14 protein-coding genes are annotated in these 13,598 nt (G+C 68.0%); 5 read left to right on the forward strand and 9 right to left on the reverse strand.

All coding sequences use genetic code 11. The features are described from left to right. Positions 1 to 323 precede the first annotated feature (323 nt). A complete protein-coding gene (locus AB0J95_RS15950) occupies positions 324 to 1,865 on the forward strand; it encodes a glycoside hydrolase family 76 protein (RefSeq protein ID WP_364757652.1) in 1,542 nt (513 codons plus the stop codon). A 280-nt stretch (positions 1,866 to 2,145) separates the two neighbouring features. On the opposite strand, the gene AB0J95_RS15955 is transcribed toward AB0J95_RS15950, so the two are convergent. Further along, positions 2,146 to 2,943: a methyltransferase domain-containing protein gene (locus AB0J95_RS15955; RefSeq protein ID WP_364757654.1), complete on the reverse strand. Its 798-nt coding sequence runs from the start codon at positions 2,941 to 2,943 to the stop codon at positions 2,146 to 2,148. 18 nt (positions 2,944 to 2,961) lie between these two features. Continuing rightward, positions 2,962 to 3,873, reverse strand: a complete 912-nt coding sequence (locus AB0J95_RS15960) for a LysR family transcriptional regulator (RefSeq protein WP_364757656.1) — start codon at positions 3,871 to 3,873, stop codon at positions 2,962 to 2,964. Positions 3,874 to 3,971: 98 nt separating this feature from the next. Here AB0J95_RS15960 and AB0J95_RS15965 point away from each other — a divergent pair, with 98 nt between their 5' ends. From AB0J95_RS15965 to AB0J95_RS15980, 4 genes are all read left to right on the forward strand, one after another. After that, positions 3,972 to 4,580: a dihydrofolate reductase family protein gene (locus tag AB0J95_RS15965; RefSeq protein ID WP_364757658.1), complete on the forward strand. Its 609-nt coding sequence runs from the start codon at positions 3,972 to 3,974 to the stop codon at positions 4,578 to 4,580. A 19-nt stretch (positions 4,581 to 4,599) separates the two neighbouring features. Next, positions 4,600 to 5,148: a hypothetical protein gene (locus AB0J95_RS15970; RefSeq protein ID WP_364757660.1), complete on the forward strand. Its 549-nt coding sequence runs from the start codon at positions 4,600 to 4,602 to the stop codon at positions 5,146 to 5,148. A gap of 431 nt (positions 5,149 to 5,579) precedes the next feature. Next, a complete protein-coding gene (locus AB0J95_RS15975) occupies positions 5,580 to 6,119 on the forward strand; it encodes a flavin reductase family protein (protein WP_364757662.1) in 540 nt (179 codons plus the stop codon). A 274-nt stretch (positions 6,120 to 6,393) separates the two neighbouring features. Further along, a complete protein-coding gene (locus tag AB0J95_RS15980) occupies positions 6,394 to 7,128 on the forward strand; it encodes a GAF and ANTAR domain-containing protein (protein ID WP_364757664.1) in 735 nt (244 codons plus the stop codon). A 76-nt stretch (positions 7,129 to 7,204) separates the two neighbouring features. Here AB0J95_RS15980 and AB0J95_RS15985 read toward each other — a convergent pair whose 3' ends face one another. The 7 genes from AB0J95_RS15985 to AB0J95_RS16015 form a co-directional block, all read right to left on the reverse strand. After that, positions 7,205 to 7,576 (reverse strand): STAS domain-containing protein, encoded by a 372-nt coding sequence (locus AB0J95_RS15985; RefSeq protein WP_364757665.1) that lies wholly within the window; start codon positions 7,574 to 7,576, stop codon positions 7,205 to 7,207. Between the two features lie 204 nt (positions 7,577 to 7,780). Next, the gene (locus tag AB0J95_RS15990; protein WP_364757667.1) at positions 7,781 to 8,425 is read right to left on the reverse strand and encodes a class I SAM-dependent methyltransferase; all 645 of its coding nucleotides are present in this window, start codon (positions 8,423 to 8,425) and stop codon (positions 7,781 to 7,783) included. Beyond that, complete coding sequence (locus AB0J95_RS15995) at positions 8,376 to 9,419, reverse strand: endonuclease/exonuclease/phosphatase family protein (RefSeq protein ID WP_364757669.1); 1,044 nt, start codon at positions 9,417 to 9,419, stop codon at positions 8,376 to 8,378. Before AB0J95_RS15995 ends, AB0J95_RS15990 begins: the two co-directional genes overlap by 50 nt. Then, entirely contained in the window at positions 9,416 to 10,435 is a 1,020-nt protein-coding gene (locus AB0J95_RS16000) for a glycosyltransferase family A protein (protein WP_364757671.1), read from the reverse strand. The genes AB0J95_RS15995 and AB0J95_RS16000 overlap by 4 nt, the downstream gene beginning before the upstream one ends. A gap of 7 nt (positions 10,436 to 10,442) precedes the next feature. After that, positions 10,443 to 11,741, reverse strand: coding sequence for an endonuclease/exonuclease/phosphatase family protein (locus AB0J95_RS16005; protein WP_364757673.1), 1,299 nt, complete (start codon positions 11,739 to 11,741; stop codon positions 10,443 to 10,445). Then, on the reverse strand, positions 11,738 to 12,637 hold the full coding sequence (locus AB0J95_RS16010; protein ID WP_364757675.1) for a class I SAM-dependent methyltransferase: 900 nt from the start codon (positions 12,635 to 12,637) through the stop codon (positions 11,738 to 11,740). Before AB0J95_RS16010 ends, AB0J95_RS16005 begins: the two co-directional genes overlap by 4 nt. Then, positions 12,634 to 13,593, reverse strand: a complete 960-nt coding sequence (locus tag AB0J95_RS16015; RefSeq protein WP_364757677.1) for a lysylphosphatidylglycerol synthase domain-containing protein — start codon at positions 13,591 to 13,593, stop codon at positions 12,634 to 12,636. Before AB0J95_RS16015 ends, AB0J95_RS16010 begins: the two co-directional genes overlap by 4 nt. Between the last annotated feature and the right edge of the window lie 5 nt (positions 13,594 to 13,598).

Consider the following 13,598-nt stretch of genomic DNA (forward strand, 5'->3'; position numbering starts at 1 on the left):
CCGTGTCAGCCGCTCTTCGGCCGGGGCCGCGATCGTGGTCGTCGACGTCCCACCATGAGCACTCAACCGTGCGCACCGAATCTTGCAACTAGTCCAAAAGGCCTACTCACCAGCACAAACACCGGCGCGGGGGCGCGGCACCATCCGATTCGGCCAGATCCGGCGACGCGGAACTGGACAAAAACCTGTCCGCCCCGGGATGTTGACGTCGCGGGCGGCACGACCCTAGCCTGCGATTGAGAGCGCTCTCACCTTCCATCGGACCACCCACCCTGCTCTGGGGAGGTCTCGTGTTGAGAGCCGTTCTACTCACCTCTGTCATGATGTCCGCGTTCGTTGCCGGCCTGCCCGCTCAGGCGGCGCCGAAGGCCCCGGAGCCCACCGTGGACTGCGACAACTACTGCGATAACCGCGATCCCGCGCTACCGCCCAGCAAACAGCGATCGCCCTACCGGCCCGGCGGCACCCGGACTTCGACGCCGGGCGGCCCACCGTCATCGGGAGCCGCCACACCCGCTCCGCTGGCCGTCATCTGCAACAAGTACTGCGATACCCGCGATCCCGCCCTCGCCCCGGCAGACCGGTTACCCAGCGCCGTCTCCGTCGGTGGACGGCAGGTCTCGTTGCACTTCGACGACGCGGACGCGATGGGATGGGCCGCGATCAACGGTGGCGGGCAAGGGGATGCCGTCTGGCTGGACCGGTCGTTCGACGCCGGGGTCAGCTGGGGTTCGGGATCCAAGCTCGGCAACACAACGGTTCCGCCGGGCTACGGCGGCTGGCGCACCCTGATGTACAACGTGGACGATTGGGCCAACCTCGGCGTCGGCCTGCTGCGCGCCTGTGGCCAGCCGGCCGGGTCGCCGTCCATCGCCTGCACCAGTTGGTATCGCACGACTTGGAACGCCGGTGAACGCCGGACCGCCGCGGCCACGGCGTTGATGGAACGCTACAACCTCGGCAACGGCCTGTTCGACACCACCGGCTGGTGGAACTCCGCCAACGCGCTCACCGCGACCCTGGACAACATCCGGGTCACCGGGATGGGCAGCTACCGCTACACCATCGCCCGCACCTACGACCTCAATCTCCCGGCCTGGCAAGGCAACTTCATCAACGACTACAACGACGACGTCGCCTGGTGGGGCCTCGCGTGGGTGACGGCCTTCGACCTGACCGGCGACAGCCGATACCTCAACACCGCCCGGGCGGACGCGGATCACATGTTCCGGTACTGGGATTCGGTGTGCGGCGGCGGTGTGTGGTGGAGCTCAAGCAGGACCTACAAGAACGCCATCACCAACTCGTTGTACGTCCAGCTCAACGCCGCCCTGCACAACAGGATCCCTGGCGACACCGCCTACCTGCAACGCGCGCGGACCGGCTGGACCTGGTTCCGCGCCAGCGGCATGATCAACAGCGCCAACCTGGTCAACGACGGCCTCACATCCACCTGCACCAACAACAACCAGACACCCTGGAGCTACAACCAGGGCGTCCCGCTCGCCGCCCTCACCGAACTGTCCAGGGCCACCGGCGACAGCAGCCTGGTCACCCAGGCCCGCACCCTCGCGAACGCCTCCACCACCAGCACGTTCCTCAACCCCGGCGGCATCCTGTTCGACAACGGGGGCGGCGGAGACGTCCCCTCCTTCAAGGGAATCTACGTCCGAGGACTGTCCACACTGAACAGAACTCTGCCCGACCACCCCTACACCGCCTACCTCACGCGCCAGGCCTCCACCGCCTACGCGCAGGACCGTTCCAGCGCCGACTCCTACGACCAGCCCTGGGCCGGCCCGTTCCAGCGCAGCGACGCCGCCCGCCAGCACAGCGCGCTCGACCTGATGAACGCCGCCGGATAGGCAGTACCCTGCGAGCTGTCGCAACCAGAGCCGCCGCAGGGTCTTGCGGGCCGAGGGATGCGAATAGGCCTTGTCAGCGATAAGGTGTCGGGCCTGGTGTGAGGACGCCCAGGCCCGACACGCTCCACTCGGATACCGTTCAGCAGCGGCAGCAGTTGCGGGTTGTCCCGGCCTGGCGTGGCGATCACCCGCATCGGCAATGCGCGGTTTTTCCATGTGCCATACCGTTCCGGCAGACCCGCACTGCAACGCCCTACAGGACACTGCCTGGTTCGGGCCGTCAGAGGTGACCCCAGGCGCCGACCAGCGCGGGTGGGCAGATGATGGTGTTACCGGTTTTCTGTTGTTCGGCAAGGCGTTGCTGGAGGGTGTCGATGCCGACTTCGGCGGCGGAGGCGATCCCGGCGCGTTCGATGGCGGGCAGCAGCGATCGCACCACACCGCCCAGCATCGCCGGCCCACCCGGGTCGCCGGGGCGCAGGTACAGCTGGCAGCCAAGGGATTTCACGTCCCGCAGGCCGGCCCGGTCCATCAGCCCGGCCAGGTCTGGGCCGAGCCGCTGGCTCTGGCCGACCACGGTGAACGCCTGGTCGACCCAGCCGATCGCGTCCTTGATCAGTCCCTCGTGCGGGATGCCGCGGCAGCCGCTCATGTCGTACTCCATCACCAGCAGCACGCCGCCCGGCCGCAGGAACCCCATCCAGCGCCGCACCACCTCGACAGGGTCGGGCTGGTAGGCCAGCACCAGCCGGCAGACCACGGCGTCCACTGGCGACTCGGGTTCGAACGTCCGGACATCACCGGCCAGGAAGGTCACCGCATCCGACCGGGACCGGGCGACCGCGAGAGCGGACTCCGCCTGGTCGACGCCGGTGACCTGACCGGACGGCCCGACCAGGTCACTGGCCATCCGGGCGACGTGGCCGAGCCCGGTGCCCAGGTCGAGCACCCGCATACCGGTCGTGACACCGGCCAGCCGCAGCAGGCTGACGGTCGAGTCGGCCAGCATCATCGCCTGCTGGTCCAGCCGCGCCAGCTCCTTGTCGTCATGCCCGAGGACATACTCAGAGGTCGTCATCGCCCCTCCCGTCGCCGCTTATGTCTGTTTATCGAGGTCAGCGACGCGATCATTAGCCTCGCGGCACTGACTCGCCGCTTCGGCGAGCGCGGCCAGCACGGCGGCCACGGCGGGCGGGTCGGGTGGGTCGCCGTAGGTGGCGGCGTGGATCTGGCGTTCGAAACCGGTGAGTTCGGTGGCGTGGATGCCGGGGTGGCGGTGGGCTTGGAGGGCGTAGCCGGGGAGGGTGCTGACGCCGATGCCGGCCGCGACGAAGGCCTGCACGACCACCATGTCGTCGCTGTGGGAGGCGATGCGGGGGGTGAAACCGTGGTGCTGGCACACGGCGTTCAGCTCGGCCTGGCACCGGTCGCAGCCGCCGATCCAGGCGGAGTGGCGGTGGTTGGCCAGGGTGTCATTGGGCCGCTGGCTGATCAGGTAGATCGAGTCGTTCCCGATGTGCAGCAGGCGGAACTCTTCGTCGCCGATGGGGTCGTCGGCGTGCCGGAACACGAGCGCGACGTCGATCTCGCCGAGCCGCAGCATCTCCAGCGCCTCGACGGGGTGCCGTTCGAACAGGCTCAGCTCGAGGCCCGGGTACGCCTGGGCCAGCGACAAGGCCGCCCGCGGCACGATCGTGCTCAGCGTGGACGCGTTGGCGGCCAGCCGGACCCGGCCGGACTGCAGGCCGACCTGGGCGGCGAGCTCGGTGGTGGCCGCGTCCACCCGGCCCAGGATCTCCGCGGCCCGGTTGGCCAGCAGCCGCCCTTCCGGCGTCAACCGGATCCCGCGGCCGACCCGCTGGACGAGCCGGACGCCGGTGGCGGCCTCCAGGCGGGACAGGTGGTGGCTCACCGACGGCTGCGAATAGTGCAGCTCCTTCGCCGCCCCGGTCACCGAGCCGTGCCGGGCGACCGCGGCGAGAACCTTGAGATGGACCAGGTTCAGCATCCATCAACGATATCAATGAATCCGGCGCGAGTTTGGCATTGGACGTCATACCTCGCCTGCTCCATGCTGAGTCCCAACAACACTGGGAGGACAGCACGATGACCCGCAAAGTGACCTGTGACCTGACGATCTCGCTCGACGGCTACACCGCCGGGCTCAACCAGACCGAGCAGCGCCCGTTCGGTGACGACGGCGGCGACGGCTGGGGCGACAAGCTGCACGCCTGGTACGCCAACGCCGAGGAGAACCGGGCCGAGCTCGACCGCGGGACCTCGGCCAGCGCGTTCATCATGGGGCGCAACATGTTCGGCCCGGTCCGCGGCGAGTGGGACCGGCCGTGGACCGGCTGGTGGGGCGACAACCCGCCGTATCACTCCGACGTCTTCGTGCTCACCCACCACCCGCGCGACCCGCAGCCGATGGAGGGCGGCACCACGTTCTACTTCGTCACCGACGGCATCGAGGCGGCCTTCAAGCGCGCCCAGGAATCGGCCGGCGACGGCGACATCTCCATCCACGGCGGCGCGACCACCGTCAACCAGTACCTCGCCGCCGGGCTGATCGACGAACTGCGGCTGCACATCGCGCCGATCACGCTCGGCGCGGGCACGCGGCTGTTCGACGGCGTCCCGCCGATGAACCTCGAGCAGATCGGGTCGCGGACCACCAGCAACGTCACCCACTTGATCTACCGCGTGCTGCGCTGACCCCGGAAAGGAGACCACCGTGACCACCTTGCAGGCCTTCATCGACGATGTGGACGTCGTGGTCGGCTCCACCGACGACGAACACGAGATCACCAAGCGGGTCGGCGAACTGCTGTCCGCCCTCCTGGCCGGCGGCTACCGGCTCCCACCCGAGTTCACCCGTCCATCGGCCGGCCATCACGTCAACTACCCGCTCTACATCGCTCCCGGCGACGCCTGGTGCGTGGCCGCCGTCGTCTGGGACATCGGTCAACGCACGCCTGTGCACGGACACGAGACCTGGGGCGTCGTCGGCATCTACTCCGGTGCCGAGCGCGAGTTCCGCTACCTCAAACCCGCCGACCCAGGCACACCACTCACACCAGCGGGCGAACACGTGTGGGAACGCGGGCAAGTCACCGTGTGCTGCACGACCGACGACGACGTTCACGCCGTCGCGGCCGTCGGCGACGAACCCACCGTGGGGATCCACATCTACGGCGCCAACATCGGCACCATCGAACGGTCGATGTACGACCCGGCGACGGGTGCGGTCCGCAGGTTCGTCTCCGGCTGGAACACCCCGTAACTCACGCGTGCGCTCCCAGATGGGCGAGGACGGCCAGGACACGGCGACGGCCGTCCTCGTCGGGCACGAGGTTGAGCTTGTCGAACAGGTGCCGCACATGGTCGTGAATTGAGTCTGTGAGCCCGCACGGGCTCACCCCCTTGTTCCCAGTCCCTGCGCGCGCCCGGCTTTCGCTGCGAGGCGCGCGTGCTCGGTCCAGCGGAGGTGCGGATGGCGCCGTCCACGTATCGCCTGCCCTCGTTGGACACCGCCGGTCAGCTCAACCGTCAAACGTCGACTGTAGACTGTCCGGATAGGACGTCGATTCGATGCCCGGGTCGATCTCCCGCAGCCATCGACGACTCCCCGCTCTCGACGGTTTCCGCCCACCAGCGTCGGCCGGGCCGGGCGCTCGGACACATCGCCGATCTCATCGCAGTGGATGAGATCCTGTGGTCGCCAACGGACAACAGCTGATGATGGAGGACCACGCCATGCCGTCGCCCGCCGCGGCACCGGACTTCGACTCCCTGGCCGGTCAGTTGGACTATCCGATGCTGATCGTCACGACGGCCGTTCAGGGCCGCAAGGCCGGGTGCCTGGTCGGCTTCGCGTCGCAGTGCAGCATCGACCCACCGCTGTTCATGGTGTGGTTGTCCAAGAAGAACCACACGTACCTCGTCGCGCGCTCCGCCGACCTGCTGGGGATCCACTTCCCCACCCAGGACAACCTCGAGCTGGCCACGCTCTTCGGGTCCACCACGGGGTTCTCCACCGACAAGTTCGCCCGCTGCGCCTGGCACCAGGGGATCGAGGGGATTCCGCTGCTCACCGACTGCCCGAGCAGGTTCACCGGGCGGATCATCCAGCGGATCGACACCGGCGACCACGAAGGCGTCCTCGTCCGGCCGGCGTCGGTCGGCGCCACGCTGACGTCAGCGCAACTGGGATTCCAGCAGGTACGAGACCTCACCCCCGGCAACGAAGCCTGACCGGAGACGTCAGGGGGCCGGTGCTCGCAGGATTAAGGCGGCCCCGCCGGCCCGCTGTTGGACCGACGAAGCCTGGCCGGACCACGCCACGACTTGCAAAACGGCCGGCCCAGCCTGTACATGCGATATCCAGTACAGCCCGTGCCAAAACACTCAATTTCGGTATTGAACCTGAGACCGTTCCCTGCTTACCATCACCTTCCCGTTGAACCTCCAGCGGTTGCTGCAGGAAGCTCTTGACCGACAGTCGCCTGAGGTCGAGGCGGGAGGTTCGATGCAGGGCAGTGACCAGGTCGTCGAACTGCTGGACGACGTGCGCGCCGCGATGAGGGACCTCACCTCCGCGTTGGAGGACGACTCGGGCGGCCCGCAGATCCTCACCACGATCTGCGCGGAGGCGGTACGGGTCGTGCCGGGTGCGGACATGGCCAGCATCACCGCCATCCGCGGCCAGCACGCCGAAACAGCCGCCTACACCGACGAGCGGGCCCTGAAGGTCGACGTCGCCCAGTACGAAGCGGGCCACGGGCCGTGCCTCGAGGCCGCCCGCACCGGACAGACGGTACGGCTGTCCATCGACACCGCGAGCGAGAAATGGCCGGACTTCGTCGCCTCGGCGAAGCTGCACGCGGTCCGCAGCTACCTCGCCGCACCACTGCGCGTGGACGACCGGCTCGCCGGCGCGATCAACCTGTTCGGCTTCGGCGACCACGGCTTCAAGGAAACCGACTCCAAGCTCCTCGAGCTCTACACCACCATCGTCGGATTCGGCCTGCGCACCAACCGGCGCTACCAGGAAACCCGGGCCGTCGCCACCAACCTCGAAGCGGCGATGCGCTCCCGCGCGGTGATCGAACAGGCCAAGGGCATCCTGATGGCGGTCCACAAGCTCACCGACGAGCAGGCCATGGACCGCCTCATCAAGCAGTCCCAGCACCAGAACGTCAAACTGCGTGACGTGGCAGGCGAGTTCGTCCGCCGCATGTCCACCGCGCCAGACGGTGCCTGAGCCGGTCAACCCGGCCACAGGCGCACGTGGACACCGCACGCACACCCTTGAGGATGCCCGGCGTCCACCAGCCCGGCTACGCCACCAGGTCGCGCACAGCCGCGGACACGGAGCCGCGCACATCGAACAATTCGGCCAGACCGCTGAGCTCCAGGGGGCGCAGCACCGCGGGCGCCGTGGCCACCACGCGCAGCCGCGTGCTGGCCGACTCGGCCTGGTCGCGGGCCTGGATCAGCACCCGCAGGCCCGAAGATCCCCAGAACACCACGTTCAGCAGGTCCATCACCAGGCCGGGCGGGCGCGCGGTCAGCTCGTGCCGGACAGCCGACTCCAGTGGTTCGACGGACGACATGTCCACCTCGCCGGCGACGTGCACCACCGCGATCTGGGCCTGGTGGCTTGTTCTGACAGAGATGATAGAGGGGGTGGCGAATGTGTTGATGGTCATCGGGCGCTCCTCAACAAGATGCAACCACGAAGGTCATGCACCCGGGAGGTGAGCGACATCGACCCGAACACACAAGGTCCGCAGCAACCGAGATCGCGGCCCGGCTGTCAGCTCAACCGCACCAGCTCTACGACGTCTAACCTGTCCAACACTACGGCCCTCCACCCCCAGACCGCAAACTGCTACGCAGCGTGACGGGCGTGGTCATCCGGGTTTCCTGAGGAGGAGGCCGGTGTAGAGGCGGATCGCGGGTGGGCCGAAGCGGGGAATGCGGATCTCGCGCACGACGTCGAAGTGACGGCGCAGGGCGGGTTGGAGTTTCTGGCGGCGGTCGGCGTACTGGCTGGGGCTCTCGCCGGTGGTCACGCGCAGGGCGAGGTCCCACAGCGGGGTGACGCCTGGGGTGACCACCGCGAAGACACCGCCGGGTTTGAGCACGCGCAGGATCTCCCGGCAGGCAGACTCGATGTCCGGTACGTACTCCAGGGCGCTGATGGTGACCGCGCAATCGAAGAAGTCGGCGTCGTAGGGCAGTGATTCGGCGGTGCCGCGGGTGAGATCGGCGTTGATGCCCTGCGCGGTGAGGTTGCGCTCCACTTCGGACAGATGTGGGTGCGGATCGATGCCATGCAGTTCGTCGCAGTGCGAGGCGAGCTCGGGCATGAACACCCCGCTGCCGTAGCCGATCTCCAGCAGGCGGCCGTAGGTGGTGCCCGCCAGGAGTTTGACGATGGTACGGAACCGCAGGCGTTGGACCGCACCGAGGAGCGGCCGGTAGTTCCAGTCCGGATGGTCTACCTCACTGGTCCGGACCAGCGCTGACGGCGGCAGAAGCCGAAGATCGGTCATGGTTGGTGCCTCCCATGCAGATGTGCAGTTCCTGGGTACGGTGATCGGAGATGCCGTGCGGGTCGTGGAACTCGTACCGGTGGACGCGCAGGCCGCGGGTGAAGGTCCAGTCCAGTTGCCACAGGGCCATGCCGTGGGCCGGCCACGACGCCGGCCAGCACCGCCGGGCGGCGGAATTGGCGCTGGTGAGCCGGTTGCGCAGCCACCTGAGGTCCCCCATGGCGCCGGTGCTGTTGAAGTCGCCGGTCACCAGCACCGGGTTCGGGTTGGCCTCGATGTCCGCCCGCAGGCCGTCGAACTGCGCCTTCCGGTGCAGGTTGCGTTGCCGCAGGCGGGTGTAGAAGTCGCGGGTGAACACCTTGTCATCGCGGACGAACTGGACCGGGATGTGCACGTTGTAGACAGACAGGATGCCGTTGTCCAGCTGAATGTCAGTACGGAGCATCTTGATCGTGTCGTACTCCGTACGCCACGACGTGCCGGTGGTCGGCGGGCTGACGATCGGGAACCGCGACAGCGTGACCAGTTCACCGGCGGCCGCGATGTGATACTCAGGAAATTCGGTGTCCAACCGGAGATCCGCGACCGGTCGCGGATCGACGTGCACGCCGTGCAGGCACTCCTGCAGGACGTAGATGTCGGCGTTCTTCGCCTTCAGGAACTCGTACAAACCCTTGGCGGTGTCCGCCTGATCCCAGTACTCGGTGTTCCACGACAGCACCCGCACAGCGCCAGGGCCCGAGGCCGACCGCACGAGCCCATGGCGATTCAGTCCACTGTGGCCAACACCGAGCAGCCCTGCTGACAAGGCCACAGCTGTGGTCCAGTGCTGCGCGGCCGGAACCGAGATGGCCAACAGGACCAGCGGCACCGCTACATAGCTCACCGGCGGGATCAGGTCGGGCAACAGCCACAACCAGAACCGGCCGGAGAACAACCGGTGCAGCACAACGAACACGAGCCACGCCAGGGCAAACCCCAACAGCACGTTCATGTGCGCGCCCGTTCGGTGACCGGGGCCGAATCGTAGAGCCGGCGGAAACGGGGCGATGCCAGCCATTGCAGCATGCCGGTCGCGAGCCCGCCGATGATCGTGAGGTTCACCAGGAAATGCACACCGGCGAAGAACAACGTGAAAGGCAGCCCTCGGCGCGCCAGCACGAACCGGTACATCCGGGCGTCGCAGGCGAGCGAACCGGCGAGCAGCAGCGCGGGAAGCGCGAGCCACACCGGCCCGAGGAGCAGCGCAACCGGAAGCGTGAGAACGGCGAGCGCCGCGAACACGCTACTGCCCGCCCGCGCTGGGGTCTCATACCCCTGCGCGAACCGCTTCCTCCTGGTGTACAGCGGAACCCGGGCGCGAACGCGATGGAAGAGCTTGCCGAGCAAGGGACTCAACAAGTGGTCGTGGTCGAGCTTGCCGGTCACGGCCGACGTGCTGACCATCCGGTGGCTCTGGGCGAGCCGGTTGCCGTAGTCGACCTCCTCCGTCAGCCGCAGGCGCGGGTTGAACGGTCCGACCTCGCGGAACACCTTGGCGCGGATGGCGAACATCGCCGAGAACAGGAACGAGACCTCTCCCTCCGAGGCCACGCACCAGTAGTGGTGTTGCAGGGCACGGTATTCCTCCACCCGGCTGTCGATGGTCAACGGCTCGGCATCGTCGATCCCGCACACCGCACCGAGATCCGGATCCGCCTCCAGCAACGCGACCGCGTTGGCCACCGCGTCGGGGGCGAGCGCACCGTCCGAGTCGACGAAGAACAGGAACTGACCGCTGGCCCACTCGGCGCCTCGGTTGCGGGCCACCGACGGACCTTCGTTGCGCTCGTTGCGAAGTACCGTCACACCGGCCGACTCCGCGATCCGCACCGAGTCGTCCGTGCTGGCGTCGTCCACGACGACGATTTCCAGCGGGGCATAGGTTTGCTGCTTGATGGCCGCCAGGCACAGCGGCAACGACTGGGCATGGTTGTAGTTGGGCACAATGACAGTGGCCAGTGCGGGCATGGCGTCCTCACTTGGAGTGCAGTGACACGACGACGTCCTGGAGATGGCGGCTGGACAGTCCGTGCGGCGAGACGAGATCGTAGGAGTGGATGCCGATGCCGGGCGACGTGAACGTCCAGTCCATCCGCCACAGCGGCAACCCGAAGAACGTCAGCGACACCGGGTAGAGCGACCGATCGGCCCGCCCGGCGTCCTTGAAGCCGTCGAACCCGTCGCGGTCGCCGGTGTTCGGCAGGAGGTTGAGGTTGCCCGCGATGATCACCGGATGGGGATTCGCGCGGACGTCGGCGAGCAGCCGGTCCACCTGCTGCCGTCTGCCCTCCGCCAGCCCGCGGATGTCCGCGAAGAACGCCGGGGTGAGCGGCATGACGTGCAGGAAGTACCGATCGTAGAAGAACGCGTTGTAGACCGACAGGATCCGGCCGTTCACATCGAGATCGGTGCGCAGCGCCCCGAAGCGCCAGCCCGCGAGGAACCAGATGTTCTGCGTTCCCGGCGGCTGAACCGGGTTCGTCTCCAGCGGAACCTGTGCCACGATGGGAAAGCGCGAGATCGTGAGCAGGCCGCCGATAGTGGCGAACCGGTAGCCGGGGAACTCACGGCGCAGCCGGTCGGCATCCCGCACCAGTTCCCCGGTCTCCGGTCCACTGTGGGCATAGCTCTGCAGGAGGTACACATCCGCGCGCCGCTCGGTCAGGAACTCGAAGAACCCATCGGCGCCCGAGTCCCACTGCAGTGTGTCCCAGGAAACGATGTGCAGGGCGCCGGGCGGCGCAGGCCCATCCGTCACTCCCCCGGTGAACGCCGCCGCGTTGATACCCGACTGCCCTGCCCCAAGAACCAGCGCGGCGGTCGTGAGCACCGCGGCCGCGACGCCGACTCGCCGAGTGCGCAATGAGCGCCGGACCCACAGCACCGCAAGGATGACCAGCAAAGCCACCGGCATCAGCACGAACAACAGCGGCGGCATGAGGTCCGGCAACACCCAGAGCCAGGTCCGGCCGGACAGCAGGAGATGCAGCGACACCAGCAGCACCAGGGCGATCGAGCCGCCCAGCAGCTGTCTGTCCATTCGGGACAGTCTGGTCCGGCTGAGCGCGAGCAGCACCAGTGCGGCGAGCACCAGCGGAGGTCCGGCGAAGAACAGCAGTGGCGGCAACGGGTTCGGGATGCCACCGAACCAGTAGTCGCCGGTGATCAGCTGGTTGACCGAGGTGGCGACGAGCCACAGGGCCAGGACCGCCAGCAGCGCCCGCCCGGTCCATCGCCACACCCGGGGTCGTTCGGCGGAGTCGGTGGTGGTCATCGGACCTCGAGCCAGAACGATGTGGGCTTGTACTTCTCGGTGAAGCCGATCCGGGGCCACAGCGGGTCGAGCAAACTACGCAGCTGCTCGTCGCCGTCGACGAACGCGTTGGGCAGCACGACGTCGAACCGGGCGGGCTCCGCGAGCAGGAAGGCGGCCAGCAGGTACTGCTCGGAGTAGTACCGATAGCGCCACTCCAGCGGATAGTCCTTGGGCAGCGCGATGTCGTGGATGTGCACGAGCACTCCGGGCCGCAGCAGCGGAAGGATCTCGAAGAAGAACACCGTTACGTCCGAGCCCGTGAAGACCCGGTGCGAGCCGTCGAGGAACACGATGTCGCCCGCTTCCAGCCCGGCGAAGACCTCGACGTCCGTGTCCTCGAGGCGATCGCGGATCACGTTGTCGCACAACAGGTCGACCTGTGCCCGTGGGTGCGGGTCGATGGACGTGATCGCGGTGCGCAGGCAGTGGTCGCCGATGGCGCGCCGCGCGAACTTCGTGGAGTTGCCGGAGCCGATCTCCAGGTAGCGCTTGGGATTGCGCTCGGCGAGCAGGCCGTACAGCGCGATCGCGTCCAGGGCGGGCAGCCAGCCGTTGTCCCAGTACGGTTTGTGACCGTCCCGGCTGCCGTACACGGGAATCTTGGCCAGCTGGTCGGCCAGCTCCACGAAACCGGTGAGCCGGTCGGCATAGCTCGCCCGGTTCTTCTCGATCATCGCCGTGATCCCGGGATGCTCCGGCCGGGCGAGCGGGCGGACCCGGTGGTCGACGAAGATCGGCCGGCGCAGCCCGAACGCGGCCAGCACCAGGCCGTGCAGCGTCGGGTGCCGTTCCAGCCATTGCAGCGGCCGGTTGATGGCCGGCATGGCACGCAACAGTTCCACCTTGTCCATCATGAGGAACCCCCTTTCGGTCCGGGCTTGACGGTCCACCCGAGCAGCCCGAGGACAACAGCCGTCGAGGCCAGATCCCCGACGGTGAGCACGACCCGGTTGAGCACGACCACGGTGACCAGGTCCGGCCCGGACACCAGCGTGGCCAGAGTGAGGCCGAGGATGACGTCGCGGACCCCCAGCCCGGACGGCATCACCACGGCGAGCATCCCGGCGAGCATGGACAGCGCGAACCCGCCGACCCCAATGAGGACGGCCGGGCCGATCGGTGCGCCGAACGCCACGGTGAGCAGTGTGACCGACAGCCCGGTGACCACCCATCCGGCCGCGCTCAAGCCGGTCGCGACGAGCAGCGTTCCCCTGTCGGGCAATGGAAACGCACCGGCATCCCGGCGGCGCGACACCCGCCTGACGCCCCGGAACGCGGCCGCCAGCAGGCGTGGCGAGACGAGCGGAACCAGAGCGGCGAGCAGGACCGGCAACAGGATCCACCAGACCGGGTCGGCCGCCACCAGCCGCGGCAACGCGAGCAGCCCGACCGCCATCCCGGCCACCAGGCCGAGCACCTGGCTCGCGAGGTAGGCCCCGGCCATCCGAGCCGGTGGCGCGCCAAGGGGTTTGGCCGCCACTGCGTGCGCGAGCGCCGGCCACACCCCGCCGGGCAGGTACCGCGCCAGCCCGGCGAGGAAGAACACCCGGACCGCGCTGACCAGAGGCAGACGTACGTCGAGCTTGGTCAGCAGTACCCGCCAGGCAAAGAACCCTGGTATGCCGCCGGCGATCCCGAGCAGCGTGGCGAGCACGGCGCTGGCCCAGCCGACCGTGCGCAGGCTCGTGCCCAGTCCGTCGCGCACGCGCCAGAGTTGATACGCGAGAAACCCGAACGCCAGCACGTACGCGGCCGCTTTCAGTGCACGCCGATACCGCGTTGGGGCCTTCTCCTCCAGTGTCGACACCATCGCCG

The sequence above is a fragment of the Actinocrispum sp. NPDC049592 genome (genome assembly GCF_040675465.1).
Taxonomy (GTDB): Bacteria; Actinomycetota; Actinomycetes; order Mycobacteriales; family Pseudonocardiaceae; genus Kibdelosporangium.

Bases quoted from the DNA above. Each gene is read 5' to 3' on its own strand.
- AB0J95_RS15950 (WP_364757652.1), top strand. From the start codon at position 324: ATGTCCGCGTTCGTTGCCGGCCTGCCCGCTCAGGCGGCGCCGAAGGCC.
- AB0J95_RS15955 (WP_364757654.1), bottom strand. From the start codon at position 2,943: ATGACGACCTCTGAGTATGTCCTCGGGCATGACGACAAGGAGCTGGCG.
- AB0J95_RS15960 (WP_364757656.1), bottom strand. From the start codon at position 3,873: ATGCTGAACCTGGTCCATCTCAAGGTTCTCGCCGCGGTCGCCCGGCAC.
- AB0J95_RS15965 (WP_364757658.1), top strand. From the start codon at position 3,972: ATGACCCGCAAAGTGACCTGTGACCTGACGATCTCGCTCGACGGCTAC.
- AB0J95_RS15980 (WP_364757664.1), top strand. From the start codon at position 6,394: ATGCAGGGCAGTGACCAGGTCGTCGAACTGCTGGACGACGTGCGCGCC.
- AB0J95_RS15985 (WP_364757665.1), bottom strand. From the start codon at position 7,576: ATGACCATCAACACATTCGCCACCCCCTCTATCATCTCTGTCAGAACA.
- AB0J95_RS15990 (WP_364757667.1), bottom strand. From the start codon at position 8,425: ATGACCGATCTTCGGCTTCTGCCGCCGTCAGCGCTGGTCCGGACCAGT.
- AB0J95_RS15995 (WP_364757669.1), bottom strand. From the start codon at position 9,419: ATGAACGTGCTGTTGGGGTTTGCCCTGGCGTGGCTCGTGTTCGTTGTG.
- AB0J95_RS16000 (WP_364757671.1), bottom strand. From the start codon at position 10,435: ATGCCCGCACTGGCCACTGTCATTGTGCCCAACTACAACCATGCCCAG.
- AB0J95_RS16005 (WP_364757673.1), bottom strand. From the start codon at position 11,741: ATGACCACCACCGACTCCGCCGAACGACCCCGGGTGTGGCGATGGACC.
- AB0J95_RS16010 (WP_364757675.1), bottom strand. From the start codon at position 12,637: ATGATGGACAAGGTGGAACTGTTGCGTGCCATGCCGGCCATCAACCGG.
- AB0J95_RS16015 (WP_364757677.1), bottom strand. From the start codon at position 13,593: ATGGTGTCGACACTGGAGGAGAAGGCCCCAACGCGGTATCGGCGTGCA.